Origin of the sequence: Klebsiella sp. 1SOBk10mer (assembly GCF_046602535.1) — a bacterium.
Taxonomy (GTDB): Bacteria; Pseudomonadota; Gammaproteobacteria; order Enterobacterales; family Enterobacteriaceae; genus Klebsiella; species Klebsiella quasipneumoniae.
The window spans coordinates 296867-323689 of the sequence record NZ_JBKIUP010000002.1 but is presented as its reverse complement, the minus strand read 5'-3'; the positions used below and the strand labels follow the sequence as shown (position 1 = coordinate 323689).

General features: G+C 61.4%; 26 protein-coding genes. 11 read left to right on the top strand and 15 right to left on the bottom strand.

Features of this window, described 5'->3' with window-relative positions; genetic code table 11:
- Positions 1-48 precede the first annotated feature (48 nt).
- The 8 genes from ACLH1I_RS07315 to ybfF form a co-directional block, all read right to left on the bottom strand.
- Positions 49-1344 carry an MFS transporter gene (locus ACLH1I_RS07315; protein ID WP_065904972.1) on the bottom strand — a complete coding sequence of 432 codons (1296 nt, stop codon included), beginning with the start codon at positions 1342-1344 and terminating at the stop codon, positions 49-51.
- 55 nt (positions 1345-1399) lie between these two features.
- Positions 1400-2539, bottom strand: coding sequence for a tricarballylate utilization 4Fe-4S protein TcuB (gene tcuB / locus ACLH1I_RS07310; RefSeq protein ID WP_004885947.1), 1140 nt, complete (start codon positions 2537-2539; stop codon positions 1400-1402).
- Positions 2526-3929 carry an FAD-dependent tricarballylate dehydrogenase TcuA gene (tcuA, locus tag ACLH1I_RS07305; RefSeq protein WP_017901423.1) on the bottom strand — a complete coding sequence of 468 codons (1404 nt, stop codon included), beginning with the start codon at positions 3927-3929 and terminating at the stop codon, positions 2526-2528. Before tcuA ends, tcuB begins: the two co-directional genes overlap by 14 nt.
- Positions 3930-4026: 97 nt before the next feature.
- The gene (gene tcuR / locus ACLH1I_RS07300; protein ID WP_151628515.1) at positions 4027-4953 is read right to left on the bottom strand and encodes a tricarballylate utilization LysR family transcriptional regulator TcuR; all 927 of its coding nucleotides are present in this window, start codon (positions 4951-4953) and stop codon (positions 4027-4029) included.
- A gap of 127 nt (positions 4954-5080) precedes the next feature.
- Positions 5081-5533, bottom strand: coding sequence for a ferric iron uptake transcriptional regulator (fur, locus tag ACLH1I_RS07295; RefSeq protein WP_004885952.1), 453 nt, complete (start codon positions 5531-5533; stop codon positions 5081-5083).
- Positions 5534-5824: 291 nt separating this feature from the next.
- Complete coding sequence (gene fldA / locus ACLH1I_RS07290) at positions 5825-6355, bottom strand: flavodoxin FldA (RefSeq protein WP_002894765.1); 531 nt, start codon at positions 6353-6355, stop codon at positions 5825-5827.
- A gap of 151 nt (positions 6356-6506) precedes the next feature.
- On the bottom strand, positions 6507-6800 hold the full coding sequence (gene ybfE / locus ACLH1I_RS07285; RefSeq protein WP_004885954.1) for a LexA regulated protein: 294 nt from the start codon (positions 6798-6800) through the stop codon (positions 6507-6509).
- A gap of 133 nt (positions 6801-6933) precedes the next feature.
- Positions 6934-7707: an esterase gene (ybfF, locus tag ACLH1I_RS07280; RefSeq protein ID WP_032455726.1), complete on the bottom strand. Its 774-nt coding sequence runs from the start codon at positions 7705-7707 to the stop codon at positions 6934-6936.
- Between the two features lie 183 nt (positions 7708-7890).
- On the opposite strand from ybfF, the gene seqA reads away from it, so the two are divergent.
- Genes seqA through ACLH1I_RS07265 form a run of 3 tightly spaced genes read left to right on the top strand, consistent with a single transcriptional unit; the run spans position 7891 to position 10604 of the window.
- On the top strand, positions 7891-8439 hold the full coding sequence (gene seqA / locus ACLH1I_RS07275) for a replication initiation negative regulator SeqA (RefSeq protein WP_017901421.1): 549 nt from the start codon (positions 7891-7893) through the stop codon (positions 8437-8439).
- Between the two features lie 32 nt (positions 8440-8471).
- Positions 8472-10112, top strand: a complete 1641-nt coding sequence (gene pgm, locus ACLH1I_RS07270) for a phosphoglucomutase (alpha-D-glucose-1,6-bisphosphate-dependent) (protein WP_002894773.1) — start codon at positions 8472-8474, stop codon at positions 10110-10112.
- A gap of 54 nt (positions 10113-10166) precedes the next feature.
- Positions 10167-10604, top strand: a complete 438-nt coding sequence (locus tag ACLH1I_RS07265) for a hypothetical protein (RefSeq protein ID WP_004885958.1) — start codon at positions 10167-10169, stop codon at positions 10602-10604.
- On the opposite strand, the gene kdpE is transcribed toward ACLH1I_RS07265, so the two are convergent.
- Genes kdpE through kdpF form a run of 6 tightly spaced genes read right to left on the bottom strand, consistent with a single transcriptional unit; the run spans position 10586 to position 18371 of the window.
- The gene (gene kdpE / locus ACLH1I_RS07260) at positions 10586-11263 is read right to left on the bottom strand and encodes a two-component system response regulator KdpE (RefSeq protein WP_002894776.1); all 678 of its coding nucleotides are present in this window, start codon (positions 11261-11263) and stop codon (positions 10586-10588) included. The genes ACLH1I_RS07265 and kdpE overlap by 19 nt on opposite strands.
- Positions 11260-13947, bottom strand: a complete 2688-nt coding sequence (gene kdpD, locus ACLH1I_RS07255) for a two-component system sensor histidine kinase KdpD (protein WP_064150456.1) — start codon at positions 13945-13947, stop codon at positions 11260-11262. The genes kdpE and kdpD overlap by 4 nt, the downstream gene beginning before the upstream one ends.
- A complete protein-coding gene (gene kdpC / locus ACLH1I_RS07250) occupies positions 13948-14523 on the bottom strand; it encodes a potassium-transporting ATPase subunit KdpC (RefSeq protein ID WP_004885963.1) in 576 nt (191 codons plus the stop codon). It abuts the gene before it with no gap.
- Positions 14524-14533: 10 nt separating this feature from the next.
- The gene (gene kdpB, locus ACLH1I_RS07245) at positions 14534-16582 is read right to left on the bottom strand and encodes a potassium-transporting ATPase subunit KdpB (RefSeq protein ID WP_004885966.1); all 2049 of its coding nucleotides are present in this window, start codon (positions 16580-16582) and stop codon (positions 14534-14536) included.
- A gap of 20 nt (positions 16583-16602) precedes the next feature.
- Positions 16603-18282 carry a potassium-transporting ATPase subunit KdpA gene (kdpA, locus tag ACLH1I_RS07240; RefSeq protein WP_004885967.1) on the bottom strand — a complete coding sequence of 560 codons (1680 nt, stop codon included), beginning with the start codon at positions 18280-18282 and terminating at the stop codon, positions 16603-16605.
- Positions 18282-18371, bottom strand: coding sequence for a K(+)-transporting ATPase subunit F (kdpF, locus tag ACLH1I_RS07235; RefSeq protein WP_020323459.1), 90 nt, complete (start codon positions 18369-18371; stop codon positions 18282-18284). The genes kdpA and kdpF overlap by 1 nt, the downstream gene beginning before the upstream one ends.
- A 305-nt stretch (positions 18372-18676) precedes the next feature.
- On the opposite strand from kdpF, the gene ACLH1I_RS07230 reads away from it, so the two are divergent.
- Both ACLH1I_RS07230 and phrB read left to right on the top strand, forming a co-directional pair.
- On the top strand, positions 18677-18886 hold the full coding sequence (locus ACLH1I_RS07230) for a DUF2517 family protein (protein ID WP_004142243.1): 210 nt from the start codon (positions 18677-18679) through the stop codon (positions 18884-18886).
- Between the two features lie 183 nt (positions 18887-19069).
- Positions 19070-20512, top strand: coding sequence for a deoxyribodipyrimidine photo-lyase (gene phrB / locus ACLH1I_RS07225; protein WP_094309561.1), 1443 nt, complete (start codon positions 19070-19072; stop codon positions 20510-20512).
- Here the strand turns inward: phrB and ACLH1I_RS07220 are convergent.
- Positions 20484-21962, bottom strand: coding sequence for an MFS transporter (locus ACLH1I_RS07220; RefSeq protein ID WP_004885969.1), 1479 nt, complete (start codon positions 21960-21962; stop codon positions 20484-20486). The genes phrB and ACLH1I_RS07220 overlap by 29 nt on opposite strands.
- Before the next feature lie 267 nt (positions 21963-22229).
- Here ACLH1I_RS07220 and ACLH1I_RS07215 point away from each other — a divergent pair, with 267 nt between their 5' ends.
- The 6 genes from ACLH1I_RS07215 to nei are packed head-to-tail and all read left to right on the top strand — an operon-like array spanning position 22230 to position 26793.
- Positions 22230-22973 (top strand): type 2 GTP cyclohydrolase I, encoded by a 744-nt coding sequence (locus ACLH1I_RS07215; RefSeq protein ID WP_004885970.1) that lies wholly within the window; start codon positions 22230-22232, stop codon positions 22971-22973.
- Between the two features lie 14 nt (positions 22974-22987).
- Complete coding sequence (gene pxpB, locus ACLH1I_RS07210) at positions 22988-23644, top strand: 5-oxoprolinase subunit PxpB (RefSeq protein WP_017901415.1); 657 nt, start codon at positions 22988-22990, stop codon at positions 23642-23644.
- Complete coding sequence (pxpC, locus tag ACLH1I_RS07205; protein ID WP_004885976.1) at positions 23638-24570, top strand: 5-oxoprolinase subunit PxpC; 933 nt, start codon at positions 23638-23640, stop codon at positions 24568-24570. The genes pxpB and pxpC overlap by 7 nt, the downstream gene beginning before the upstream one ends.
- Positions 24560-25312, top strand: coding sequence for a 5-oxoprolinase subunit PxpA (pxpA, locus tag ACLH1I_RS07200; protein ID WP_017901414.1), 753 nt, complete (start codon positions 24560-24562; stop codon positions 25310-25312). Before pxpC ends, pxpA begins: the two co-directional genes overlap by 11 nt.
- Positions 25313-25341: 29 nt before the next feature.
- Entirely contained in the window at positions 25342-25986 is a 645-nt protein-coding gene (gene pcp / locus ACLH1I_RS07195; protein WP_049116011.1) for a pyroglutamyl-peptidase I, read from the top strand.
- A gap of 15 nt (positions 25987-26001) precedes the next feature.
- Positions 26002-26793 (top strand): endonuclease VIII, encoded by a 792-nt coding sequence (gene nei / locus ACLH1I_RS07190; RefSeq protein WP_023319990.1) that lies wholly within the window; start codon positions 26002-26004, stop codon positions 26791-26793.
- Positions 26794-26823 lie beyond the last annotated feature (30 nt).

The window sequence follows — 26823 nt, the reverse complement described above, 5'->3', positions numbered from 1 at the left end:
AGACGGCAGCGGCAAACGGGCGGAGCATATCTCCGCCCGTTTGCTTTTTTAGCGCTGACTCTCCGCCGGCTGATAGCCGCGACTCAGGCGCACAAACAGCAGCGCGGTGGCAATGAAGCCGCACAGCGCAGCGCACATTAGCCACCATCCCGGCGCGCTTTTATCGCCGGTAAGCTCGACCAGGGCAGTGGAGATAGCCGGCGTCAGGCCGCCGAAGATAGCGGTGGCGAGGCTGAAGGCCAACGAAAAGCCCACGGTGCGGACATAAACCGGCATCACTTCGGTGAGCGCCGCCACCATCGCGCCGTTATACATGCCAAAGAAGAACGAGAACCACAGCAGGACCAGCGTCATGCGGGTGAAATCCGGCGCGGCGGTAAGCCAGTGCATCACCGGCCAGGTGGTGAGCAGCGCCAGCACGGTGACCCCCATCAGCACCGGGCGACGACCGATCCGGTCAGAGATGGCTCCGCCAATCGGCAACCAGATAAAGTTGGAGATGCCCACCAGCATGGTTACCAGCAGACTGTCGCGGGCGCTGAGGTGCAGCACCGCTCTGCCGTAGGTGGGCGTATAGACGGTAATAAAGTAAAACGTGGTGGTGGTCATCGCCACCAGCAGGGTCCCCGCGGTAATAATGCGCCAGTTCCTGGCGATGGTGGTCAGGATCTCTTTGGTATCCGGGCGATGTTTACGCTGCAGGAATTCCTCGGTTTCCTGCAGTGAGCGGCGCAGCACGAAAATCAGCGGAATGATCAGGCAGCCAATAAAGAAGGGGATGCGCCAGCCCCAGGCGGCGATCTCCTCATGTTCCAGCGTGGCGTTCAGCGCATAGCCGATCAGCGCCGCCATGATGATAGCCACCTGCTGGCTGGCGGACTGCCAGCTGGTATAGAAGCCTTTATTGCCCGGCGTGGCGATTTCAGAGAGATAGACCGACACTCCGCCAAGCTCGACGCCCGCCGAGAACCCCTGCAGCAGACGGCCCACTAACACGAGGATCGGCGCCAGCACACCGATAGTCTGATAGCCAGGGACCAGGGCGATGAGTAGCGTCCCGCAGCCCATGATCGCCAGGGTGACCATCAGCCCTTTGCGGCGACCGATTCTGTCGATATAGGCGCCGAGCACCACCGCGCCGATGGGACGCATCAGGAAGCCCGAGCCAAATACCGCAAAGGTGAGCATCAGCGCCGCGAACTCGCTCTCCGCCGGAAAGAAGGTGCGGGCGATATAGGTGGCGTAAAAGCCAAACAGGAAGAAGTCGAACTGTTCGAGAAAATTACCGCTGGTCACGCGGAGGATAGCGCCGACGGTGCCGGCGCGGGTGGGTTGTTGGGTCATAGGGGGTGCTCTCCATTGTCTTTATCTTGTTGTTATCGGGTGCAGAGGGGGTAAGTCAGTCGCCGGCGACGCCCACCTGTTTTCCGCGGCGTTTCTCAATCGCCCACTTGAGTAACGCCGCACAGCGATAAAATCCGTGGGCAAATTTTCCATACGGCAGGGTTAAGAACAGGGCCATCACCACCCCGAGGTGGATGGCGAGCAGGATGCCCATCCACGAGGTATCCCGCCCCGCCAGCAGCGCCAGGCCAGTGAAGCTGGTCAGCAGCAGCAGCAGAATAAATCCGCGATCCATCGGCTTCTGCCGCGCGTCGCCGTGCAGCGGCGAGCGGCGCAGGTTCAGCCACAGCAGGCCCGCCGGGCCGACCAGCAGGCCGATGCCGCCGAGGGTGCCGAGCAGCACCGGCAGGCTGAAGAACGGGTAGGGGGCTTCCCGGCCGGCGATATAGTGATAGCCCGTGGCCACCACGGTGGCGGCGAAGCAGAGCATAAAACCGTAGAAGGTGCAGTGGTGGAATCGGCGGCGCAGCAGGGTGAAGGCGTCATCGGCTTCGTTGCAGCCTTTCCCGTGCCCGCCGTCGAGATATTTCAGCGTCAGCGCGTCATGGGATGCCTTCGCGATATCAATCGGTTGCGGCTGGCCAGGGGAGATCTCGCGCCAGAAGCGGATCACCCCGGTCATCAGTAAGCCAATCGCCAGCACAAAGACCGAGCCAAACATCCACGCCAGCAGGTTATGGGGGAATATCTGGTAGAAGTCGCCCGCCAGCGGCGGATGAAGCAGCGAGCCTTTGAGCCCCATCGCCAGCAGCAGAAAGATAATCAGGCCGCCGACCAGCGCCAGCACGGTGGTCATGCCGGCCCGGCGGTACAGGCTGCCAAAGGCGGCGGGCTGGGCGTAGTGTTGATAGGTCTCGAGCCGGACTTCGGCCATCGCCTTCGGCACGTTAATGGCAAACTCGTGCGGTGGCGCGTACTGGCAGGCGTGCAGGCAAGCGCCGCAGTTATGGCACAGGTTAGCCAGATAGTTGATATCCGCCTTGCCAAAGGCCAGGCGCTGGGTCATCGCCGGGAACACGGCGCAAAACCCTTCGCAGTAGCGGCAGGCGTTACACACCTGCATCACCCGTTCGACTTCCGCTTCCGGTTCGGTGATGATCTGCGCGTCAATGATCAGCTTTTCAAGCGACTTCATGGTGTTTCTCCTGCTGCGCCGCCCGGGCGGCTTGCTGGCCGGCGATGCGGCCGAAGGTGGTGCCGATCGACATCCCAACGCCGGCGGTGTAGCCCTTGCCCAGCACGTTGCCAGCCATCATTTCCCCGGCGACGAAGAGATTACGGCTGGGTTGACCGGCGAAATGGACGGCGGCGGTGTCGTCGACGTATAGCCCAAGGTAGGTGAAGGTGATCCCCGGACGCAGGGCGTAGCCGTAGTAAGGCGGCGTATCGATGGGGCGCGCCCAGTGAGTTTTCGCCGGGGTGAGGCCGGAGGTCGCGCAGTTATCCAGGCGGGTGTGATCGAACTGACCCGGCGCGCAGGCGGCATTATAGTCGGCGATGGTTTGCGCTAAGCGTTCGCCGTCCAGCCCCAGCTGGCGGGCCAGTTCCGCGATGGTATTGGCCTGAGCGCCGGGAAAGACCGGGGGCATAAAGTGGCCGATGGCTTTGCTGTCGATGATCGAGTAGCCGATCTGGCCGGGCTGGTGGGCGACCAGTCGGCCCCAGATGGCGTAGCGTTTAGGCCAGAAATCTTCCCCTTCATCATAAAAGCGCACGGCATCGCGGTTGACCACCACCCCCAGCGAAACGCAGTCGACGCGGGTGCAGATCCCGCCGTCATAGAGCGGCGCCCGGGCGTCAATGGCGACGCAGTGGGACTGAGAAGGATCGCCGATGATATCGGCCCCGGCGTCGATCATAAACTTGAGCAGCACCCCCTGGTTGAAGCGTGTGCCGCGGATGAGAAAGTTATCGGCGGGCCATTCGCCGCGGTCATTTTGCCCCCAGGCCTCGCGCAGCCACTCGCGGTTGGATTCAAATCCGCCGGCGGCGAGAACGCAGCTTTTCGCGACAATCCGTTCCTCGCCCGCCAGCGCGGCGACAAATTCACCGTTGCGCAGTTCCAGGGCCTGTACCGGCGTGTTGTAGCGGATCTGCACCCCCATTTGCTCTGCGCTGCGGTAATAGGCATTGACCAACGCTTTGCCGCCGCCCATAAAAAAGGCGTTGGTGCGGGCCACGTGCAGGGCGCCGGAGAGCGGCGGCTGAAAGTTAACCCCGTGCTGGCGCATCCAGTCCCGGCACTGGGATGAGGTGCGGATCACCAGCCGGGCCAGCGCTTCGTTGGTGTTCCCTTCGGTGACGCGCAGCAGATCCTGCCAGTACTCCTCTTCCGGGTAGCTGTCGACCAGCACGTCCTGTGGCGCATCGTGCATACAGCGCAGGTTACGCGTGTGCTGCGAGTTGCCGCCTCGCCACTCCCGCGGCGCCGCCTCCAGCAGCAGCACCGAGGCGCCGGCTTCCCGGGCGGTTAAGGCGGCGCATAGCGCGGCATTGCCGCCGCCAATGACCAGTACATCCACCATTATCGGTTCCCTTGTAATTTAATTAATTGTTAAATTTGTAATGGGAATGTAGGCGGTAACGGCGGCAGGGCGCTATGGTGTAGCGCTAAAGAGGGGTTTAGTTAACGTAAAGGGTAGCACCTGGCCAGCGATCGGACTCCACCAGCTGGCGCATGACTTTGCTCAGTATTACCCTTGCCGCAAGGCCTGCCGGGGTGAGCTCATCATCCGACAGGCTGACCAGAAAGTTGGGGCGGCTGAGGACCGGATTAGCGATGCCGATCACCCTCAGCGCCTGATGGTCGAGATGGGAAATGGCGGCCCCGGGCTGCAGGGTGGCGCCCAGCCCGCTGCGCACGGCCTGCATCAGCAGGGCCAGACCGTCAATGTCCGCCACCACCTCAACGCTGAGGTTGTGCTGCTGGCAAACCGCCTCCAGCCTGCCGCGCAGGCCGTGGCCCTGGCTTGGCATAATCAGCGGCAGGGTGGTGAGCTGGTCAGGGGAAACAGGGTCATCCGGCAGCGAGGCCAACAGCGCATGGGTGCCAATCAGGAACAGGCGCTCTTCGAGCACCGGTCTGGCGCTCCAGCGCAGGATCTTCTCCTGCTGGAAGACGATGGCTAAATCCAGCTGGCGGGTGTTGATCATCCGCTCCAGATTCCCGGAGAGGCTTTCCACCAGGTGCAGGCGGACGTCGGGGTAGCTCTCGCGCATCGCGTTGATGAACGGAACGCCAAGAACGGAGGCGGTACTGGGGGCCATGCCGACGCTGACGTGGCCCGACAGCCGCGCCTCGCGGGCGGCGAGGATGGCATCATCGGCATGACGCAGCGCCAGCTGCGCCTGTGAGTAGAAAGCGAGGCCCGCGCTGGTGGGCGTCACGCCGCGGGAGGTCCGCTGCAGGAGGCGAATGGCCAGCTCATTTTCCAGACGCGCGATCTGCTGGCTGAGCGCCGAGACGCCGATATTCAGATCGAGCGCGGCGCGGCCCATGCCGCCGGTTTCAACAATGCGCGCAAAATAGCGTAGCTGGCGAAGTTCCATATCAACTCTCCGGACAAAGCGGGGACTCGCGAGGGTCACCGCCGGGACGTGAGCGGGAAGCGCGGCAGAAGCGCCCATAAAAAAGCCAACCGACTGGTTGGCTTTTCAGAGCAGGCGAAGCGGGGAATTACTTTTCCACCGCGTCGTGGGCGTGTTCGTCCTCGCGGCAATCACCTTCCGCACAGTGGCCGTACAGATACAGACTGTGGTTGGTCAGGCGGATGCCGTGACGGGAAGCGATTTCACGCTGGCGCGCTTCGATAGAGTCATCACTGAATTCGATCACTTTGCCGCAGTCGAGGCAGATCAGGTGATCGTGGTGATGCTGCTGAGTCAGTTCGAAAACGGATTTACCGCCTTCAAAATTATGACGAGTCACGATACCGGCGTCATCAAACTGGTTGAGGACGCGGTAAACGGTCGCCAGACCAATCTCTTCGCCCATGTCGATCAGGCGTTTATATAAGTCTTCCGCACTGACATGATGGTTATCCGGTTCCTGCAGCACTTCAAGGATTTTCAGTCGAGGAAGTGTGACTTTCAGGCCAGCCTTCTTTAATGCGGTATTGTTGTCAGTCATGCGGAATCTGTCCTGTTGCTAAACGATCTACTTCCTTCAACGGAAGTCATACAGAAATTAACCCGACGTAATGCGTCTCATTATAGAACTGCCACTGGTAAATGAAAACTGCAAGTATCGGGCCTGGTTTGCTGTCAAAAACGAGGCACCAGCTACAAACTGCGTCACGTGCCTCGTAGAATCAGAGGACATTGTACAGATATGTGATTAAAAGTTAAAAACTTGTAGCTATTAGTTTGATTGCTTTTGGCTATTAATGCGACGCAACTCAATGATTGCGCCGCTTAATCATCAGGCGTTTTTGATTTCTTCGAGGTGCAGCTCTTCGGCCACCTGCTTCACCCACTTCTCAACGCGCTCGTTGGTCAGCTCCGGCTGGCGGTCTTCATCAATGGCGAGGCCGACGAAGTGGTCGTCATCCGCCAGGCCTTTAGAGGCCTCGAAGTGATAGCCGGCAGTCGGCCAGTGGCCAACGATGGTCGCGCCGCGTGGCTCAATGATGTCGCGGATGGTGCCCAGCGCATCGCAGAAGTACTCGGCGTAGTCTTCCTGGTCGCCGCAGCCGAACAGCGCCACCAGTTTGCCGTTAAAGTCGATCTCTTCCAGCGTCGGGAAGAAGTCGTCCCAGTCACACTGCGCTTCACCGTAGTACCAGGTCGGGATGCCGAGCAGCAGGATGTCGTGGGCTTCCAGATCTTCTTTGCTGCTTTTGGCAATGTCGTGAACATCAGCAACATCTTTACCAAGCTGCTTTTGAATCATTTTTGCAATATTTTCGGTGTTGCCGGTGTCGCTGCCAAAAAAGATGCCGATGATTGCCATGACTAAAATAACCTCTTGAAACTTAAATGATGTGGTAGGGACGCGATGCCCACAGATAACGGCAATCATAGCAGAACAGGCAAGGGCGCGGAAACAGCAATCACGCCCGACTGCACACTCTGCTACATGAATGCGGATTTTTCGCGGAAAGTTAGAGTTTTCCCTGGCTGCGCAGGGCGGTTAATTGCGTCATCAGCATCTCTTCAATGAGATCGCTGCGGCTCATATTACGCGCTTCCGCCAGTTCGTTAAGCGCATCGACCGCGTCGGCGTTGAGCTTTAGCTCCACGCGCTTCAGCCCGCGCACTTTATCGCGTTTCAGCTGATTACGTTTGTTGATGCGCAGTTGTTCATCGCGCGACAGCGGATTGGTTTTCGGTCTTCCCGGGCGACGCTCGTTTGCGAACAAATCTAATGTCGTACGGTCCGTTTGTTCTTTTGCCATGATTCTGAGTGACTTCGGGGAAACAAGCTGCCGGGCTCTAGCCGGCGCAGATAGCGCGCCATCATACATCAGGCGAACGGCTGCGCCAACGACCGCGGGCATTCTGCGGCGCGGTCGGGCATATTTTAGCCAATCAGGCGGCTATGCTCGTCAGATAGCGGCGGATCGCGCGCAACACCGCCTCGGGTTTCTCGGCATGGACCCAATGTCCGGCGCCGGCAATGACGTGGGCCCGAGCCTGCGGGAACTGGGCCAGCAGCGCGTCGCGGTAGGCGTCGGTCACATAGGGGGAGTTGCCGCCGGGAATAAACTGCGTTGGGTGCGGCCAGGCCGGGATGGTTTCCCAGCCGACGATATGCGGGTACTGGTCCCACAGCACCGGGACGTTGAAGCGCCAGTCGCCGTCGACGAAAGATTTCAGCAGGAACTGAATCACGCCCTCTTCCTGCAGATGCTCGCGCATCACCTGCGCCGCCTGCTGGCGAGTGCTGGCGGCGGATTCGCTGACGGCGCGAATAGCGGCGAAGATCTCATCATGGCGGCGAACGTGATAATCCACCGGCGCGATATCAATAGCCACCAGACCGCTGATGCGCTCCGGGGCCAGGGCGGTCAACGCCATCACCGCTTTGCCGCCCATCGAATGGCCGATAAAGGTGGCCCGTTCAATCTGATGTGCATCGAGCGTGTCGAGCAGATCCTGCGCCATCGCGGGGTAGGTCATCTCTGGCGACCGCGGCGACAAACCGTGGTTGCGCATATCGACCTGCAGAATATCGTGGTCGGCGATCAGGTCGCGGGCGAGGATGCCCAGGTTGTCCAGGCTGCCAAACAGACCATGGACCAGCACGATCGGGGAGTGGTTGTGCGGATTCTGTGCAGATTGCGCTCGGCTATTTAATTTCATGGCAAAGTTCTTTTTTTCGCTCCGTCGGGTTAGGGTATTATGTTGGACATTCTGCCATCCGGCTGCAAGACCCAGAAGTTTTCTGAGTTTTACCGCCATCCTGGTTTGACGCTATCCGCGGTTGGGATTTGTACTTATAATCCCAACGATTTGTATTCAGAAAAGATATCGCACTGGATTAAGATGAAAACAATTGAAGTTGATGATGAACTCTACCGCTATATTGCCAGCCACACTCTGCATATCGGCGAGAGCGCATCCGACATTTTACGGCGTATGCTGAAATTTTCCGCCGTTTCCCAACCGGCTACACCGGTCAGCAAAGCCGCGCCGACGCTGGCGCCCACGCCTGCCGCTGAGGTGAAACCCGCTAACCCGGTGAAAGATAAAGTCCGCGCCATGCGCGAGATGCTGTTATCTGATGAATACGCCGAGCAGAAGCGCGCGGTGAACCGTTTTATGCTGGTGTTGACCACCCTCTATTCCCTGGACAGTAAAGCATTTGCCGAGGCCACTGAGTCTCTGCACGGCCGCACGCGCGTTTACTTCGCGGAAGATGCGCGTACGCTGCTGAAAAGCGGTAATCAGACCAAACCGAAACAGGTTCCTGGTACACCGTGGTGGGTGATCACCAATACCAATACCGGCCGTAAATGCAGCATGATTGAGCACATCATGCAGTCGATGCAGTTCCCTGCGGAGCTGATTGAAAAGGTTTGCGGCACGATCTAGCTTTTTAACATTTGCACCAGAAGGATCAGGCAATGGCAATCGATAAACGTGCGGGGCAGCCTGCGCAACAGAGTGATTTGATTAACGTCGCCCAACTGACTGCTCAGTACTACGTGCTGAAGCCTGAAGTCGGTAATGCGGAGCATGCGGTCAAATTCGGCACCTCCGGCCATCGCGGCAGCGCGGCGCGTCACAACTTCAACGAACCGCATATCCTGGCCATCGCCCAGGCTATTGCGGAAGATCGTGCGAAGAACGGGATCACCGGTCCGTGCTATGTCGGTAAAGATACCCACGCCCTGTCCGAGCCGGCGTTTATTTCGGTGCTGGAAGTGTTAACCGCCAACGGCGTTGACGTTATCGTTCAGGAAAACAACGGCTTCACCCCGACGCCGGCGGTCTCCAACGCGATTCTGGTGCATAACAAAAAAGGCGGTCCGCTGGCGGACGGCATTGTGATCACCCCGTCACACAACCCGCCGGAAGATGGCGGTATCAAGTACAACCCGCCAAACGGCGGTCCGGCTGATACCAACGTCACCAAAGTGGTGGAAAACCGTGCCAACGAACTGCTGGCCGCTGGCCTGCAGGGTGTGAAACGCATTTCTCTGGACGCGGCGCTGGCTTCCGGCCACGTCAAAGAGCAGGATCTGGTGCAGCCGTTCATTGAAGGCCTGGCGGACATCGTCGACATGGCGGCGATCCAGAAAGCGGGCCTGACGCTGGGCGTCGATCCGCTGGGCGGTTCCGGTATCGAATACTGGAAGCGCATTGGCGAGCACTACAAGCTCAATCTGACCATTGTGAACGACCAGGTGGACCAGACCTTCCGCTTTATGCACCTCGATAAAGACGGCGCCATCCGCATGGACTGCTCCTCGGAATGTGCGATGGCGGGCCTGCTGGCGCTGCGCGATAAGTTCGATCTGGCATTTGCCAATGACCCGGATTACGACCGTCACGGGATTGTCACCCCTGCCGGGCTGATGAATCCGAACCACTACCTGGCGGTGGCGATTAACTACCTGTTCCAGCATCGTCCGCAGTGGGGCAAAGAGGTGGCGGTCGGTAAAACCCTGGTCTCCTCGGCGATGATTGACCGCGTGGTGAACGATCTGGGCCGCAAGCTGGTGGAAGTGCCGGTGGGCTTTAAGTGGTTCGTTGACGGCCTGTTCGACGGCAGCTTCGGCTTCGGCGGCGAAGAGAGCGCCGGGGCCTCCTTCCTGCGCTTCGACGGCACGCCGTGGTCCACCGATAAAGACGGCATCATCATGTGCCTGCTGGCGGCGGAAATCACCGCAGTGACCGGGAAAAACCCGCAGGAGCACTATAACGAGCTGGCGGAACGCTTCGGCGCGCCGAGCTACAACCGTCTGCAGGCTTCCGCGACCTCCGCGCAGAAAGCGGCGCTGTCTAAGCTGTCACCGGAAATGGTCAGCGCTGACACCCTGGCGGGGGATCCGATCACCGCTCGTCTGACCGCGGCGCCGGGCAACGGGGCGGCGATTGGCGGCCTGAAAGTGATGACCGACAACGGCTGGTTTGCGGCACGCCCGTCAGGCACCGAAGACGCCTACAAGATCTACTGCGAAAGCTTCCTCGGCGAAGAACATCGCAAGCTGATTGAAAAAGAAGCGGTAGAGATTGTCAGTGAAGTGCTGAAGAACGCTTAACGGCGCACGATCATCAGGCCCCTTGCGGGCCTGATTTTTTTCGCAAGGATAGCGATGAAAATACAACGGAAGTCCCTGTTTTTGTTCTGGGCGTGGATGGATCTCTTTTTCGTCCTGCAATTCTTATGGTGGAATATTGCCCACCGCCGACTCCCTTTTTACGACGACCTGCTGGCTTATCTCCAGCTGCTGCACACCTGGGGCTCTGCGGCGGTCTGGCTCTATCCGCTAAATGTGCTGCTGATTATCAGCATCCCGTTGTCGATGATCCTCTTTTTCCGTCAGAGCCGCTATGGGCTGTGGCTGGCCTGGGGGCAGGCGCCGCTCAGGCTGGTGTTTATGCAGCCTTCGCTTTCTTTGGGTCTGTGGCTGATTCAGGCCGCCGGCGTCAGGCATTTAGCGATCCTGGCAGGCTTCCTGCTACTCTCTGAAGGGCTGAAAATCACCAGCCTCTGGTACTGCAGAGGCGGGGCTCAGGGCATAAAGCGATAGCCAATCCCGGTTTCGGTCAGCAGATGCTGAGGGCGCGCCGGATCGGCCTCCAGCTTTTGCCGCAGGTGACCCATATAGATCCGCAGATAATGGCTGTGCTCCACGGCGTTAGGTCCCCACACTTGATTCAGCAGCTGGCGCTGGGTAAGCACTTTGCCGGGATTATTCAATAGCGCCGCCAGCAGGCGAAACTCGATGGGCGTCAGGTGGATCTCTTCGCTGCCGCGCAGGATGCGGCGGGCGGGGATATTGACCTCCAGGTCGGCGAAGCGCACCACCGGCTCGTCGGCCTGCGCCGCGCCGTGGCGACGCAGCGCGACGCGCAGGCGGGCCTGCAGCTCGCCGATGCCAAAGGGTTTACTTAAGTAGTCATCGGCGCCGGCATCCAGGGCGGCAATTTTGTCATGCTCTTCGCTACGCGCTGACAGGACGATAATCGGCATCTGACTCCACTGGCGCAGGTCGCGAATAAAATCAATGCCGTCACCATCCGGCAGGCCGAGATCGAGGATCGCGAGGTCGGGCTTACGGGTGGCGGCTTCGATCAGCCCGCGCTGCAGGGTTTCCGCTTCAAATACGCGCATGCCGTCGGCTTCCAGCGCGGTGCGCAGAAAGCGACGGATAGCGTGTTCGTCTTCGATAATCAGAACGTTAATCACAATTCCTCAGATAGCTCTTCCAGTTCAGGGGGCGTTTCTCCCGGCAGTGTAACACGGAATGAGGCGCCGCCCTCTGGCCGGTTGCTGGCGGAGATGGTCCCGCCGTGGACGTCGACGATGGCCTGACAGATGGCAAGGCCCAGCCCGACGCCGGGGATCGCCGATTCTTTGTTGCCGCGGGCGAATTTATCAAAGATAGCCTGTTCCTGGCCCGCCGGGATCCCTGGACCATTATCCCATACCTCCAGCGACAGCTGCCGGGCGTCCGCTTCGGCGCGAATACCGATGTCCGCCCGGGCGCCGGCATACTTATGGGCATTCTCCAGCAGATTGATCAGCACCCGCTCGAACAGCGGCCCGTCAACATGCACCAGCTGCAGCGGATCGGGTAAATCCAGTTGAACGTGCTGGCCGCCGAGGCTCGGTTCGAGCATGCGCAGCGCGCTGCCGACCACCTCCTCCAGCGTCAGCCACTCCTTGTGGAGGTTAAAGCCGCCGGACTGGATCCGCGCCATATCCAGCAGGTTGTTCACCAGCCGGGTGGTGTTGAGCACATGCTGGCGGATTTCGTTGGCCTGCGGGGCATGCTTCGAGCCCTCGCTGGCCAGATCGAGGGTCAGGATTTCCGCCTGGCCAAACAGCACGGTCAGCGGGGTACGCAGATCGTGCGACAGGGCGGCGAGCAGCGAGTTACGCAGGCTTTCGCGCTCGCTGGTCAGTCGGGCCTGCTCTTCGCTGGCGGTCAGGGTGAGACGCTCCAGGGCGCTGGCCACCAACAGGGTGAAGGTCTCCAGCAGCCGCTGTTGCTCCGGGATCATCAGCTGGCGCAGATTCGCCGGCTCCACCACCAGCAGGCCCCAGGTGCGGGCGGCGCTCTTCAGGGGCAGGATCTGATACGGCACGCCGGGCAGGGTATCGGTGCCGGCGCCGGCGGGTTGACCCTTATCAAAGCTCCAGCGGGCGATGGCGTCATCCCACGGCGTCAGCCCGGGCTGGTGGGTTAAGGGCAGCAGTTTCCCCTGGGCGTCCGGGAGCAGCAGCTGGCTGCGGGCCTGAAAGGTGGAGGCGATAAACCGCTCGCTGGTGGTGGCGATATCCTGCTGGCTACGACCCACCGCCAGCGCTTTGGACATCTCATACAGATGGCGGGTACGCCGCTCACGGTAGCGCGCCACCCGCGCCTGGTAGCGCACGCCGGCGGTGAGGTTACCGATAAGCAGGCCCACGGTGAGCATCACGCCGAAGGTGAGCAGATACTGGACATCGGACACCGCCAGCGTGCCGCGCGGGGCGACAAAAAAGAGATCGAAGCTGATAACGTTGATCACCGTCGCCAGGACCGACGGCCAGCGGCCGTAGAGCAGAGCGATGATCACCACCCCCAGCAGATAGAGCATCACCAGGTTGGCGGCTTCGAAGGCCATCAGCCACTGCATGGCCACCAGGGTAATGATGGCGCATAGCGCCACCGCCACCGCGCAGCCCTGCAGCTGTAGCCGCCATTTCTCCAGCGCCGGACGGCTGTCGCTGGCGCGCGCCTGAAGGGGGAAGGGCTTTTCATCCAGAGCGATGACCACCAGATCGAGGTCCGGCGCGTGGCGAGCCAGACGGTCGGCAAAACCGCTACGATCCCACCAGCGGCGCTTGCTCTGGCGGCCGATGACAATTTTCCCAAGGTTGTGTTCGCGGGCGTAATGGAGAACCGCTTTCTCTTCTGACGGGTCGGAGAGGGTGGCGGTTTCGGCGCCCAGCTCCTGGGCCAGACGCAGCGCGGCGAGGATGGCCCGTCGCCGGGCTTCCGGCAGGCGGTGCAGGGAAGGCGTTTCGACATACACCGCATGCCAGACGCTGCCCAGACGGGCGGCGAGGCGGGCGGCGGTACGCACCAGCTTTTCGCTGCCGGTGTTGTGCCCGATACAGAGCAGGATCGCGTCGCGGGTGTGCCAGACTTTCTCCTGGCCCTGGCGGTCGCGCCAGGCGCGCATCTGCTCATCGACGCGATCGGCGGTGCGGCGCAGGGCCAGTTCACGCAGCGCAATCAGGTTCCCTTTGCGGAAAAAGTTCTCGATAGCGCGCTCGGCCTGGCCGCCGATATAGACTTTGCCCTCATTGAGCCGCTGGCGCAGATCGTCAGGGGGCAGATCCACCAGCACCACGTCGTCCGCGGCGTCAAAGAAGGGATCGGGGACGGTCTCTCGCACCTGCACGCCGGTGATCCCGCTGACGACGTCATTCAGACTTTCCAGATGCTGGACGTTAACGGTGGTGAAGACGTCAATCCCGGCCTCCAGCAGTTCGTCCACATCCTGCCAGCGCTTTGGATGGCGGGAGCCGGGGGCATTACTGTGCGCCAGCTCATCCACCAGAATCAGCGCCGGACGGCGGGCGAGGGCGGCGTCGAGATCGAACTCATACACGTAGCGCCCGCGGTGGGCGAGCCGCCGAGGCGGCAGGGTGCTCAGGCCCTGCAGCATCGCGGCGGTCTCTTTCCGGCCGTGGGTCTCCGCCACGCCAATCAGAATATCCAACCCCTGCGCCCGGAGCCGCTGCGCTTCCGCCAGCATCGCCCAGGTTTTCCCCACCCCGGCGCAGGCGCCGAAGAACACTTTTAGTTTGCCGCGATGCGGGGCGGCGGTGTGCTGCAGCAGGCGGTCAGGGTCCGGACGCAGCGGCTCGTCACTCATTTACTTATCCTTCAGGGCATCCAGCGCCATATTGAGTTGCAGTATATTGACCACCGGCTGGCCAAGGAAGCTCAGCAGCGGCTTTTGTGTGGCCTGGTTAACCAGCGCGGTCACCTGGTCGACGCTCAGCTGGCGCGCTTTGGCCACCCGCGGCGCCTGCCACAGCGCGGCGGCCGGGGTCAGGTTGTTATCGAGACCGCTCGCCGAGGTGGTGACCAGTTCGACCGGCACACGCGGGTCGGCATCCGGGTTTGCGGCGCGCAAGGCCTGCACCCGCTCGCTCACCGCCTTATCCAGCGCCGGGTTGCTGGCGGCGAGGTTGCTGCCGCCAGAGGCCATCGGGTTATCCGCTGTCTCCGCGGTGGCTGACGGGCGACCCTGGAAATAGCCTGCGGCGGTAAAGTTCTGGCCAATCAGCGCCGAGCCGCGCACCTCGCCGTTCATGCGGATCAGCGAGCCGTTGGCCTGTGAGTTAAACCACCACTGCCCCAGGCTGGTGGTCAGCAGAGGATAAACGCCGCCGGTGAGCAGGGTTAACAGAATAAATAGCACAAGTGCTGGACGAATCAATGACATAGTTTGTTCCTCACACCAGACCGCTCAGGGTCAGCAGCAGGTCGATGGCTTTAATACCGATAAAAGGCACCAGCAGACCGCCGAGGCCGTAGATCCACAGATTGCGGCGCAGCATCGCCGAGGCGGAGAGCGGGCGATAGCTCACCCCTTTCAGGGCCAGCGGGATCAGGAAGACGATGATCAGCGCGTTGAAGATAACGGCGCTGAGGATCGCCGACGATGGCGAATGCAGGCCCATCACGTTCAGCATGGCCAGCTGGGGATAGACCGCGGCAAACGCCGCCGGAATAATGGCGAAATATTTCGCCACGTCGTTGGCAATACTGAAGGTGGTCAGCGAGCCGCGCGTCATCAGCATCTGTTTGCCGATATGGACCACCTCAATCAGCTTGGTGGGGTTGGAATCCAGATCGACCATGTTGCCCGCCTCTTTCGCCGCCTGGGTGCCTGAGTTCATGGCTACCGCCACGTCGGCCTGAGCCAGCGCGGGCGCGTCGTTGGTGCCGTCGCCGGTCATCGCCACCAGCCGACCTTCCGACTGATACTGGCGGATCAGCGCCAGCTTGGCTTCCGGCGTCGCTTCGGCGAGGAAATCGTCGACGCCGGCCTCGGCGGCGATCGCCGCAGCGGTCAGGCGGTTATCGCCGGTGATCATCACCGTTTTAATGCCCATTTTGCGCAGCTGGGCGAAACGTTCTTTGATGCCGCCTTTGACGATATCTTTGAGTGAAATAATCCCCAGCACCTTTTCCCCTTCGGCGACCACCAGCGGCGTGGCCCCCTGGCGGGCGACCTCTTCCACCTGCTTCTCGACATCGGCAGGGAAGTGGCCACCGTTGGCCTCTACGTGGCGGCGAATGGCGTCCACTGACCCTTTGCGGATCATGCGCTGATCGATATTGATGCCGCTCATCCGCGTTTGCGCGGTAAAGGGGACAAAGGTGGCGTGCAGCGACTGCAGATCGCGTTCGCGCAGGTTAAAGCGCTGTTTCGCCAGCACCACGATGCTGCGTCCCTCAGGGGTTTCGTCCGCCAGCGAGGAGAGCTGGGCGGCATCGGCGAGGGTTCGCTCTTCCACACCGCGCGCCGGCAGGAAAGCGGAGGCCTGGCGGTTGCCGAGCGTAATGGTCCCGGTTTTATCCAGCAACAGCACATCAACGTCGCCTGCCGCTTCCACCGCGCGGCCGCTGGTGGCGATCACGTTGGCGCCCAGCATACGGCTCATCCCGGCGACGCCGATGGCCGACAGCAGACCGCCGATGGTGGTCGGGATCAGGCACACCAGCAGCGCCACCAGTACGGTGACGCTGACCGCATTGCCGCTCCACGCCGAGAATGGCCAGATGGTGGCGGTGGCCAGCAGGAACACCAGCGTCAGGGCGATCAGCAGGATCGTCAGGGCGATTTCGTTCGGCGTTTTACGGCGCTGGGCGCCTTCCACCATGGCGATCATCCGGTCGAGGAAGGTTTCTCCCGGGTTAACGCTGCAACGGATCACCAGCCAGTCGGAGAGGATGCGCGTCCCGCCGGTCACCGAGGCGAAATCACCGCCGGATTCGCGGATCACCGGAGCAGACTCGCCGGTAATGGCGCTTTCATCCACCGAGGCGCCGCCTTCGATGACTTCACCATCGCAGGGGATAATATCCCCTGCTTCCACCAGCACCACGTCGCCTTTGCGCAGGTCTTCCGCCGGCACGTGGTCGACCGTCGCGTCATGCTGCGGGGCGCGCAGCTTACGGGCGAAGGCCGTTTTTTTCACCCCTTTCAGGCTATTGGCCTGGGCTTTGCTGCGGCCTTCCGCCATCGCTTCGGCAAAGTTGGCGAACAGCACGGTAAACCATAGCCAGATACTGATGGCGGCGGTAAAAGTGGCGCTGCCGGTCAGGGCGCCGCCAGCCATGGCGATGGCCAGCAGAGTGGTTAACAGGCTGCCCACCCAGACGATAAACATCACCGGATTGCGCCACTGCACCATCGGGCTGAGTTTTTTCACGGCATCCAGCAGCGCCTGGCGCACCAGCGTCGGCTCCAGCAGGGCTAATTGTTTGCGACTCATAACAGGGTGCTCCGCATCGCTCAAAGTAAGGAAAAGTGTTCGGCCAGCGGGCCAAGCGCCAGCGCAGGAATAAAGGTCAGGGCGCCAACCAGCAGCACGGTGCCGATCAGCAGACCGATAAACAGGGCGTCGTGGGTGGCCAGGGTGCCGGGGCTGGCCGGTTGAATTTTCTTCGCCACCAGCGAGCCGGCGATAGCCATCACCGGAATGATGACGGCGAAGCGTCCAGCCAGCATGCAGAACGCCAGCAGCAGGTTCCAGAATGGCGTCGCCGCGCCCAGGCCGGCGAAGGCGCTGCCGTTGTTATTGGCCGCCGAAGTGACGGCGTACAGCACTTCGCTAAAGCCGTGCGGTCCGGGGTTGAACATCCCGGCGCGGCCGGCCTCGGTCATCATCGCCAGCGCCGTGCCGAGCAGCACCAGCGTCGGGGTGACCAGAATGGCCAGGGCGATCATTTTCATTTCCCGGACATCGATTTTCTTTCCGAGGTACTCCGGGGTGCGGCCGACCATCAGGCCGGCGATAAACACCGCCAGCATAACGAACAGCAGCATGCCATAGAGACCCGAGCCGACGCCGCCGAACACCACTTCGCCAATCTGCATCAGCCACATCGGCACCATCCCGCCCAGCGCGGTGAAGGAGTCATGCATGGCGTTGACCGCGCCGCAGGAGGCGGCGGTGGTGATCACCGCGAACAGACTGCTGGCGAGAATACCGAAGCGGCTCTCTTTACCTTCCATATTCAGGCTGCTGTCGGCGCCCAGCGTCATCAGGTGCGGGTTGCCGCGGGTTTCCGCCCACATCACCACGGCGACGCAGAGGATAAAGATCAGCGTCATCGCCCACAGGATGGCGCGCCCCTGGCGGCGATCGCTCACCACCTCGCCGAAGGCGAAGCACAGCGCCGCCGGGATCAGGAAGATGGCCAGCATCTGCACGAGATTGGTCAGCGCCGTCGGGTTTTCAAACGGATGGGCGGAGTTGGCGTTAAAGAAACCGCCGCCGTTGGTGCCCAGCAGCTTAATCGCTTCCTGTGAGGCGACGGGCCCCATCGGCAGCAGCTGGTGCGCCCCTTCGAGGGTGGTAAAGGGCTGGTAGGCCTGCAGGTTCTGCGGCACGCCCTGCTGAATAAAGAACAGGGCCACCAGCAGAGAGAGCGGCAGCAGCAGCCACAGGGTAATGCGCGTCAGGTCGACCCAGGCATTGCCGAGGGTGGACATTTTCTGCCGGGCGAAGGCGCGGGTCAGGGCGAAGACCACGGCGATGCCGGTAGCGGCGGAGAGGAAATTCTGCACCGTCAGCCCCACCATCTGGCTGAGATAGCTCATGGTGCTTTCGCCGGCGTAGGCCTGCCAGTTCGTATTGCTGACAAAGCTGACCGCGGTGTTGAGCGCCAGATCCCACGTCAGCCCCGGCAGGTGCTGCGGGTTAAACGGCAGCACGCCCTGCAGCATCAGCAGGGCAAACAGCGCCAGGCCGCCGAGGGCGTTGAACAGCAGGAGCGCCAGCAAATACTGCAGCCAGCCCATCTCTTCGGCGCGGATCCCGGCCACGCGCCACAGGACGCGCTCGATCCCGGCCAGGCCGGGAAGCGGGATGTCATTCACCATTCTTGCCAGACACATCCCCAGCGGGCGCGCCAGCACCAGCAATACCAGCAGATAGCTGGCTAATAATAAAAATCCCTGGGCAGCCATCAGAATGCCTCCGCATGTATCAAGGCATAAACCAGATAAGCCAGTAACAGGAACACCAGCCCAACGCCAGTGAGTACGCCTGCAGTCACAATCCACCTCCGGGTGTGTTTTTGATTTACCAGGAGAATAGAAATTACGGCGCAAAGATTTCGCAAAAATCCGCGGGCGCGGTGTAAAAAAAGTATAAAAATGACAAAGGCATAAATTAACTAATGGTTAGTATTAATTTAACTTTTTTGTAACTAATTTACGTGGAGAATGTAAATTAAGTATAAATACGTGCTTTTTAGTGGTCGGATGAGTAGTAAAATTACAACCAGAGCGGTATTATTTTGCTCAGACAAACATGATTAATTTTCCGGCGCTGCTTGCCGGCCTGACAAAGGGGAGAGAAATGATGGCGTTGTACAAAGCTTATCCTGCTCATATTATTTTGCTGCGTCGTGCTTTCGCCGTCGTGGCTGGCGTCGCGGCGCTGCCGGTGATGCTGTTCTGGAAGGATCGCGCCCGCTATTACAGCTGGCTGCACCGTGTATGGTCGAAAACCAGCGAGCAGCCGGTGTGGATGGCGCAGGCGGAAAAAGCCGCGCACGACTTCTACTAATTCGCCCTGCTGCGAGGAAAACCACTAACCGCCGGTTGCCCCCGGCGGTTTTTTTTCGGCGCTTGTCTACACTCGTTTTCAGGCGCCGCAGCGGAATTGGCAGGTGCTTATTTTGCCTGGGCGCGCTATTTTTGCCGGCTTAGATCATAAGATGAGTTTTGCTGACGGAGAGTGAGGAGTGATATGGCCACCCATCTGGTCTGGTTACGCACGGATTTACGCATTCACGATAACCTGGCGCTGGCCGCCGCCTGCCGCGATCCGCAGGCGCAGGTGCTGGCGCTGTATATTGCCACCCCGGGGCAGTGGCGCGAACATCACCTGGCCCCGCGGCAGGCCGCTTTTATCGCCAGCCATTTGCGCAGTCTGCACGCCGCGCTGGCGGAGCGGGGCATACCGCTGTGGGTAGAAGAGGCGGACGATTTTAGCGCCAGCGTCGAGCGGCTGGCCCATTTCTGCCAGCAGCACCAGGTCAGTCACCTGTTCTACAACTATCAGTACGAATTCAATGAACGCCAGCGCGATGCCGCCGTTGAGAGCTCCTTGAGCGAAGTGATTTGCCAGGGATTTGACGACAGCGTCCTGTTGCCGCCCGGCAGCGTACTGACCGGCGGCGGCGAAATGTATAAAGTCTTCACCCCGTTTAAGAACGCGTTTATTCGCCGGCTGCGGGAAGGATTGCCGGCGTGCGTGGCCGCGCCAAAGCCGCGCCAGGCGCCCGCTCGCCTGGCGCCGCCGGTGCCGGAGCTTAACTATCCGCAAACGCCGTTCGATGGGCTGCTGTTTGCCGCGGATGAAAAAACGGCGCTGGCGCGGCTGCGCGCGTTTTGTCAGCAACCGGCGGCGGATTATGAGGGGCAGCGCGACTTCCCGGCCGTGGAAGGGACCAGTCGCCTGTCGCCCTGCCTGGCCATCGGGGTGCTGTCGCCGCGCCAGTGCCTGCATCGGCTGCTGACGGAACACCCCGCCGCACTGGATGGCGGGGCAGGCGCCACCTGGCTTAATGAGCTGATCTGGCGCGAGTTTTACCGCCATCTGATGGTCTACTATCCGAAACTCTGTAAAGGTCGGCCGTTTGTCGCCTGGACCGATAAGGTCGCCTGGCGCGAAGAGGATGGCGCCCTGCAGGCCTGGCAGCGCGGGGAGACCGGCTTTCCGATTGTCGATGCCGCCATGCGCCAGCTTAACGCCACCGGCTGGATGCATAACCGGTTGCGCATGATTGTCGCCAGCTTCCTGACCAAAGATCTGCGCCTCGACTGGCGGGCAGGGGAGCGCTATTTCATGAGCCAGCTGATTGACGGCGACCTGGCGGCGAACAACGGCGGCTGGCAATGGGCGGCTTCGACGGGCACCGACGCCGCGCCCTATTTCCGCATATTTAATCCCACCACCCAGGGCGAGAAGTTTGATAAGCAGGGGGTGTTTATGCGTCGCTGGCTGCCGGAGCTGGCAAAGGTGCCGGAGAAGGCGCTGCATCAGCCGTGGGTGTGGGCGGATAAACAGGGGGTGACGCTGGATTATCCGCGCCCGATAGTCGATCACAAGCAGGCGCGACAGGAGACGCTGGCGGCCTGGGAGGCCGCCAGAAAGGGGATTATTCCACCGCCAGACGGCGGGTCCTGACCTTCAGCGAGTGATACAGCCAGATAACCAGCACTACGCCGACGCAGGCCAGCGCGCCCCAGGTGATCTGGCTGAAGACGTTGATGTAGGCGTCAATGGAATAGTTCACCGCCCCGGCGACGTCGAATGACGCCTGCGAGGTCTGGTCGGCGATAACGCCGGCCAGATAGTTGGCGATGGCCCCGGAGAGCAGCATATAGATGCCGGTCAGCACCCCGGTCACTCCCGGGATCTCAATGCGGGTGATTTGCGACATCGCGACCGGGTCGATAAACAGTTCGGCAAAACCCATCACCGCCAGCCCCAGCACCATCAGCGGCATGGACGACTGGCCATAGGCCGCCGACCAGCGGGCGCTGAGGGTCAAAATGCAGAACCCGGCGCTCATCAGGCCCAGACCGAGGGCAAATTTCCCCCAGATGCGCACGGTGCGGTTACCGCCGACGCTCTCTTTCACCAGCCACGCCAGCACCATGCCGCAGAGCATCACCGCAAAGGCGTTGATCGACTGGAACATAGCGGTAGGGACTTCGTAGCTCATGATATGGCGGTTAACGAAGCGGTCAATATACAGGCTGATGGAGCTGCCGCCCTGTTGGGCGAAGGCCCAGAACAGCAGGCTGAAGGCGGTCAGGACGACGATCAGGCGCAGATCCTTGCGCTGTTTATCGGTCTCGGCACGCAGGTAGATCCGCGCCAGCACCGCGAGGCCAATGGCCGTGGCCACGATCAGGGCATACACCGACCACTCCTGCCAGAACAGCACGGCAATCAGCAGCGGCGCGATGACCAGCAGCACCAGCAGCCAGCCCCAGTTCGGCAGCAGGAAGCGGCGGGCGCACAGCGCCTGGCGGTTCACGCCGGCGGTATGCTGGAAATGACGGTTGCCGCAGAGGAAAATCACCAGTCCCGCCACCATGCCGATGGCCGCCAGGGCAAAGCCCATCGCCCAGCTATACTCCTCCTGAACGTAGCCGCAGGCGATGGGCGCGATGATCGAGCCGATATTGCCCGCGGCATACATCAGCGAGAAGCCGCCATCGCGACGCGGATCGGCGGGTTCGTACAGTTCGCCCAGCAGACAGCTGACGTTGGATTTAAACAACCCGTAGCCGCAGACGATGATCGCCAGCGACAGGTAGAGGAAGGCCGGGGCGGTTTCGCTGGCCCCGAGCACCAGATGGCCAATGGCCATCAGCAGCGCGCCGAGCATGACCGCCATCCGGTTGCCTAACAGCTTATCGGCCAGATAGCCGCCGAGGATCGGCGTCACATAGACCAGCGAACAGTAGGCGCTGAACAGGGCGTAAGCGTGGTTATCATCATATTTGAGCTGATTGGTGAGATAGAGGATCAGCAGGGCGCGCATGCCGTAGAAGCTAAAATATTCCCAGATTTGCAGCGCCACGACGTAGTAAATCGCCCGCGGTTGCGATGATGTTGTCTTCATGAGAAGTGTGTTTCCTGGCCTAAAGCGAAAGTCGATCGTTCTGCATGAATAGCGTTTAATTAGTCATATTCATGGCTTGAGGGGCTTTCTGATTATTTAATATGCTTTATTAGTGCATAAATATACACGAATGCGCGGCGGGGTGAATAGACAAATTGCGCTATTCGGTAAAAAGTCATCGTCAGTGTCGGAGGCGGACTATCGACGACCCGAATGGATCTGGTTATGTTATGCCTTTGTATACCCTGATTATCTGCTGGAGTGGCGATGAAAAATAGCGAACTGGAACAACTGATAAACGACAAGCTCAATAGTGCAGCCATCAGTGACTTCGCCCCTAACGGTCTGCAGGTGGAAGGGCGCGACACGGTGCACAAGATCGTCACCGGAGTGACGGCCAGCCAGGCGCTGCTGGATGAGGCCGTTCGTCTTCAGGCGGATGCGGTGATTGTCCATCACGGCTATTTCTGGAAAAACGAATCGCCAGTGATCCGCGGTATGAAGCGCCGGCGCCTGAAAACCCTGCTGGCCAATGATATCAATCTCTACGGCTGGCACCTGCCGCTGGATGCCCATCCCGAGCTGGGCAATAACGCGCAACTGGCGCATCTGTTGGGGATTAACGTGCTGGGGGAAATCGAACCGCTGGTGCCCTGGGGCGAACTGTCGATGCCGGTTTCCGGCCTTGAACTGGCCTCATGGATTGAAGCGAGGCTGGGGCGTAAGCCGCTGTGGTGCGGCGATACCGGGCCGGACACCGTCAGCCGCGTCGCCTGGTGTACCGGCGGCGGCCAGAGCTTTATCGACGCCGCGGCGCGCTTTGGCGTGGACGCGTTTATCACCGGCGAGGTGTCGGAACAAACCATCCATTCCGCCCGCGAGCAGGGCCTGCATTTTTATGCCGCCGGCCACCACGCCACCGAGCGGGGCGGTATTCGCGCCCTCAGCGAATGGCTGACGGAAACCACTGACCTGGACGTCACCTTTATTGATATTCCCAACCCTGCCTGACGGGAGAGAGAAAAGTGCAGCGAGCGCGTTGTTATCTGTTAGGAGAAACGGCCGTCGTGCTGGAGCTGGAGCCGCCGGTCACCCTTGAGAGCCAGCAGCGGATCTGGGGCTTAGCCCAGCGTCTGGCGAACCATGAGGAAGTGATTGACGCCATTCCCGGCATGAACAATATCACTGTGGTGCTCCGCCGCCCGCAGGAGGTGGCGTGGGAGGCGATAGACCGTCTGCAGCGCTGGTGGGAGGAGAGCCTCGCGATCGAGCCGGAGTCGCGCTCGCTGACCATTCCGGTCGTCTACGGCGGCGAGGCCGGACCGGATCTCGGGGTGGTGGCGCAGCACAGCGGCCTCAGTGAAAAGCAGGTCGTGGAGCTGCACGCCTCGGTGGAGTATCTGGTCTGGTTTATTGGTTTTCAGCCGGGATTTCCCTACCTGGGCGGGTTGCCAGCGGCGCTGGCGACGCCGCGTCGCGCCGAACCGCGCGTGCACGTCCCGGCCGGGTCGGTGGGTATCGGCGGCGCGCAAACCGGGATCTATCCGCTGGCGACGCCCGGCGGCTGGCAGCTGCTGGGGCGGACCTCGCTAACGCTGTTCGACCCGTCGCGGAAGGAGCCTGCGCTGCTGCGCGTGGGCGATAAAATTCGCTTTGTGCCGCAAAAGGAGGGGGTATGTTGACTCTGATCCGCGCCGGCCTGTACACCTCGGTACAGGACGGTGGACGAGAAGGCCTGCGCCAGTCTGGCATCAGCCGCTGCGGCGCTCTGGATTATCCCTCGCTGGTGATTGCCAATCTGCTGGTTGGCAACGAGGCGAATGCCGCCGGGCTGGAGATTACCCTCGGCCAGGTGGAGATCGAATTTGCCCGCAGCGGCTGGTTTGCGCTGACCGGCGCCGCCTGCGAAGCGACGCTGGACGGTAAAGCGGTCTGGGTGGGCTGGCGCACCGCCTACCGGCCCGGGCAGCGCCTGGTGCTGAAAACGCCGCAGCATGGCATTCGCAGCTATCTGGCGGTGGCGGGCGGGATTGCGGTTCCCGAGGTCCTTGGCTCGCGCTGCACGGATCTCAAGGCGGGGATTGGCGGTCTGGAAGGACGCCGCCTGCAGGACGGCGACAAGCTGAAGCTCGGGAAAGCCGCCCGCCGCTTCACCACCCCGCGCGGCGTCAAGCAGCTGCCGCTGGGCAACCGCATTCGTGCGCTGCCCGGGCCGGAGTACCACGAATTTGACGCGGCCTCGCAGGCGTCATTCTGGCGCGCCCCCTGGAAGCTCAGTCCGCAGAGTAACCGCATGGGGTACCGCCTGCAGGGGCAGCCGCTGAAACGCACCACCGATCGCGAAATGCTGTCGCACGGCCTGCTGCCGGGCGTGGTGCAGGTGCCGCACAACGGCCAGCCCATTGTGCTGATGAACGACGCGCAAACCACCGGCGGCTATCCGCGGATCGCCTGCATCATCGATGCCGATATGTACCAGCTGGCGCAGATCCCGCTCGGGCAGCCGATCCATTTCGTGGCCTGCTCGCTGGAGGAGGCGCTGAAGGCGCGGGCCGATCGTCAGCGTTATCTTGAACAACTGGCGTGGAGACTCCACGATGATGATTGATCTCAATGCCGATCTCGGGGAAGGCGGGGCGAACGATAGCGCGCTGCTCCAGCTGGTGTCGTCGGCGAATATCGCCTGTGGTTTTCACGCCGGCGACGCCGGGCTGATGGTGCAGAGCGTGCGCGAGGCGCTGAAGTACGGCGTGGCGGTGGGCGCCCATCCGGGATATCCCGACCGGGAAAATTTTGGCCGCACGGCGATGGATCTGCCGCCGGAAACGGTCTATGCCCAGACGCTGTATCAGATTGGCGCTCTGGCGGCGATCGTTCAGGCTCAGGGCGGCGAGTTGCAGCACGTAAAGCCGCACGGCATGCTCTACAACCAGGCGGCCAAATCGCCGCCGCTGGCCGACGCGATCGCCCGCGCGGTCCGCGATGTTAACCCGCAGCTGGTGCTGGTGGGTCTGGCGGGCAGCGAACTGATCCGCGCTGGGCAACGCTATGGCTTGACGACGCGTCAGGAGGTGTTTGCCGATCGCGGTTATCTGGCCGACGGCAGCCTGGTGCCGCGCACCGAGCCTGGCGCGCTGATTGACAGCGAAGAGCAGGCCCTGGCGCAAACCCTCGAAATGGTGCAACACCACCGGGTGCGTAGCGTCAGCGGCGAATGGGCGAACGTGGTGGCGCAGACGGTATGTCTGCATGGCGATGGTTCGCATGCCCTCGAATTTGCCCGCCGTTTGCGGGCGGCGTTCGCCGGGCGCCATATTATGGTCAGCGCTCAGCCAGAGGCTGAGATATGACAATCTGAAGGACCGCGAAGGAGAAGACGATGGCGGGCGTATTACTCACCGGTTTTGAACCCTTTGACGGCGAGACGGTGAACCCTTCCTGGGAAGTGGTGCAGCAGCTTGACGGTACAATGATTGCTGGTCAGCCGGTGATTGCCAGGCCGCTTCCCTGCGTGTTTGGCGAGGCGCTGTCGGCGCTGGACGCGGCGATTGAAGACCTGCAGCCGAAGCTGGTTATCGCGGTGGGACAGGCCGGCGGCCGGGTCGATATCAGCGTCGAACGTGTGGCGATTAACGTCGATGATGCGCGTATCCCCGATAACAAAGGCCAGCAACCCATCGACACGCCGATCGTCGACGGCGGGCCGGCCGCGTGGTTCAGCACCTTGCCGATCAAAGCGATCGTCAGCGCGCTGCGCGATCGCGGGATCCCGGCCTCAGTGTCTCAAACCGCCGGCACCTTCGTCTGCAATCACGTCATGTACGGTCTGCTGCACAAGCTGCAGGGACAGAATGAGGTGAGGGGCGGGTTTATCCATATTCCCTGGCTACCGGCGCAGGCGGCGGCCCATCCCGGCGAGCCGAGTATGGCGACCGCCACCGTGCGGGAAGCGCTGGAGACGGCCATAGCCGTAGCCCTGCACCAGCCGGTGGATAGTAAACTGGGCGGCGGCGCCACCCACTAACAGAAGGATGACAGTATGCCGGAAGGTCCGGAGATCCGCCGCGCGGCGGATACACTGGAGGCAGCAATCAAAGACGAACCCTTAACCGACGTCTGGTTCGCTTTTCCCCGGTTGCAACCCTATCAAACCGAACTGATTGGTCAGCGGGTTACCCATATCGACACCCGGGGCAAAGCCCTGCTGACACGCTTCTCCGGCGGCCTGACCCTGTACAGCCATAATCAGCTGTACGGCGTTTGGCGCGTGGTTGAGGCCGGCGAACAGCCTGCCTCTAACCGGGTGTTGCGCGTCAGGCTACAGACGACCAGCAAGGCGATTTTGCTCTACAGCGCGTCGGACATCGAGATGCTCACGGCGGAGCAGGAGGCCAACCATCCGTTCTTGCTGCGCGTCGGTCCGGACGTGCTGGATATGACGTTAACCGCGGAGCAGGTGAAAGCGCGACTGCTGTCGGCCAAATTCCGCAATCGTCAGTTTTCCGGCCTGCTGCTGGATCAGGCTTTTCTTGCCGGTCTGGGTAACTATCTACGGGTGGAAATCCTCTGGCAGGTGGGGCTGACCGGGGGGCATAAGGCCTCGGAGCTTAATGAAACACAGCTGGATGCGCTGGCGCACGCGCTACTCGATATCCCGCGGCTTTCTTATCGCACTCGCGGCCAGCCCGATAACAACAAGCACCACGGCGCGCTGTTCCGCTTTAAGGTCTTCCATCGCGATGGGGAAAAGTGCGAGCGCTGCGGGGGCGTGATTGAGAAGACCATGCTCTCATCGCGGCCGTTTTACTGGTGCCCGCACTGCCAGCATTAAGCCGGCAGCAGGCAGTGTCAGCGCCAGGCT

What these genes read in the sequence shown, in the direction of transcription:
- ACLH1I_RS07230 (WP_004142243.1), top strand. Translation starts at nt 18,677, where the DNA reads ATGATGGCGTTGTACAAAGCTTATCCTGCTCATATTATTTTGCTGCGT.
- ybfF (WP_032455726.1), bottom strand. Translation starts at nt 7,707, where the DNA reads ATGAAATTAAATAGCCGAGCGCAATCTGCACAGAATCCGCACAACCAC.
- ACLH1I_RS07265 (WP_004885958.1), top strand. Translation starts at nt 10,167, where the DNA reads ATGAAAATACAACGGAAGTCCCTGTTTTTGTTCTGGGCGTGGATGGAT.
- pxpA (WP_017901414.1), top strand. Translation starts at nt 24,560, where the DNA reads ATGATGATTGATCTCAATGCCGATCTCGGGGAAGGCGGGGCGAACGAT.
- nei (WP_023319990.1), top strand. Translation starts at nt 26,002, where the DNA reads ATGCCGGAAGGTCCGGAGATCCGCCGCGCGGCGGATACACTGGAGGCA.
- tcuA (WP_017901423.1), bottom strand. Translation starts at nt 3,929, where the DNA reads ATGGTGGATGTACTGGTCATTGGCGGCGGCAATGCCGCGCTATGCGCC.
- kdpB (WP_004885966.1), bottom strand. Translation starts at nt 16,582, where the DNA reads ATGAGTCGCAAACAATTAGCCCTGCTGGAGCCGACGCTGGTGCGCCAG.
- kdpA (WP_004885967.1), bottom strand. Translation starts at nt 18,282, where the DNA reads ATGGCTGCCCAGGGATTTTTATTATTAGCCAGCTATCTGCTGGTATTG.
- ACLH1I_RS07315 (WP_065904972.1), bottom strand. Translation starts at nt 1,344, where the DNA reads ATGACCCAACAACCCACCCGCGCCGGCACCGTCGGCGCTATCCTCCGC.
- pcp (WP_049116011.1), top strand. Translation starts at nt 25,342, where the DNA reads ATGGCGGGCGTATTACTCACCGGTTTTGAACCCTTTGACGGCGAGACG.
- pgm (WP_002894773.1), top strand. Translation starts at nt 8,472, where the DNA reads ATGGCAATCGATAAACGTGCGGGGCAGCCTGCGCAACAGAGTGATTTG.
- kdpD (WP_064150456.1), bottom strand. Translation starts at nt 13,947, where the DNA reads ATGAGTGACGAGCCGCTGCGTCCGGACCCTGACCGCCTGCTGCAGCAC.
- tcuB (WP_004885947.1), bottom strand. Translation starts at nt 2,539, where the DNA reads ATGAAGTCGCTTGAAAAGCTGATCATTGACGCGCAGATCATCACCGAA.
- phrB (WP_094309561.1), top strand. Translation starts at nt 19,070, where the DNA reads ATGGCCACCCATCTGGTCTGGTTACGCACGGATTTACGCATTCACGAT.
- pxpC (WP_004885976.1), top strand. Translation starts at nt 23,638, where the DNA reads ATGTTGACTCTGATCCGCGCCGGCCTGTACACCTCGGTACAGGACGGT.
- seqA (WP_017901421.1), top strand. Translation starts at nt 7,891, where the DNA reads ATGAAAACAATTGAAGTTGATGATGAACTCTACCGCTATATTGCCAGC.
- kdpC (WP_004885963.1), bottom strand. Translation starts at nt 14,523, where the DNA reads ATGTCATTGATTCGTCCAGCACTTGTGCTATTTATTCTGTTAACCCTG.
- ACLH1I_RS07220 (WP_004885969.1), bottom strand. Translation starts at nt 21,962, where the DNA reads ATGAAGACAACATCATCGCAACCGCGGGCGATTTACTACGTCGTGGCG.
- fur (WP_004885952.1), bottom strand. Translation starts at nt 5,533, where the DNA reads ATGACTGACAACAATACCGCATTAAAGAAGGCTGGCCTGAAAGTCACA.
- ACLH1I_RS07215 (WP_004885970.1), top strand. Translation starts at nt 22,230, where the DNA reads ATGAAAAATAGCGAACTGGAACAACTGATAAACGACAAGCTCAATAGT.
- ybfE (WP_004885954.1), bottom strand. Translation starts at nt 6,800, where the DNA reads ATGGCAAAAGAACAAACGGACCGTACGACATTAGATTTGTTCGCAAAC.
- tcuR (WP_151628515.1), bottom strand. Translation starts at nt 4,953, where the DNA reads ATGGAACTTCGCCAGCTACGCTATTTTGCGCGCATTGTTGAAACCGGC.
- fldA (WP_002894765.1), bottom strand. Translation starts at nt 6,355, where the DNA reads ATGGCAATCATCGGCATCTTTTTTGGCAGCGACACCGGCAACACCGAA.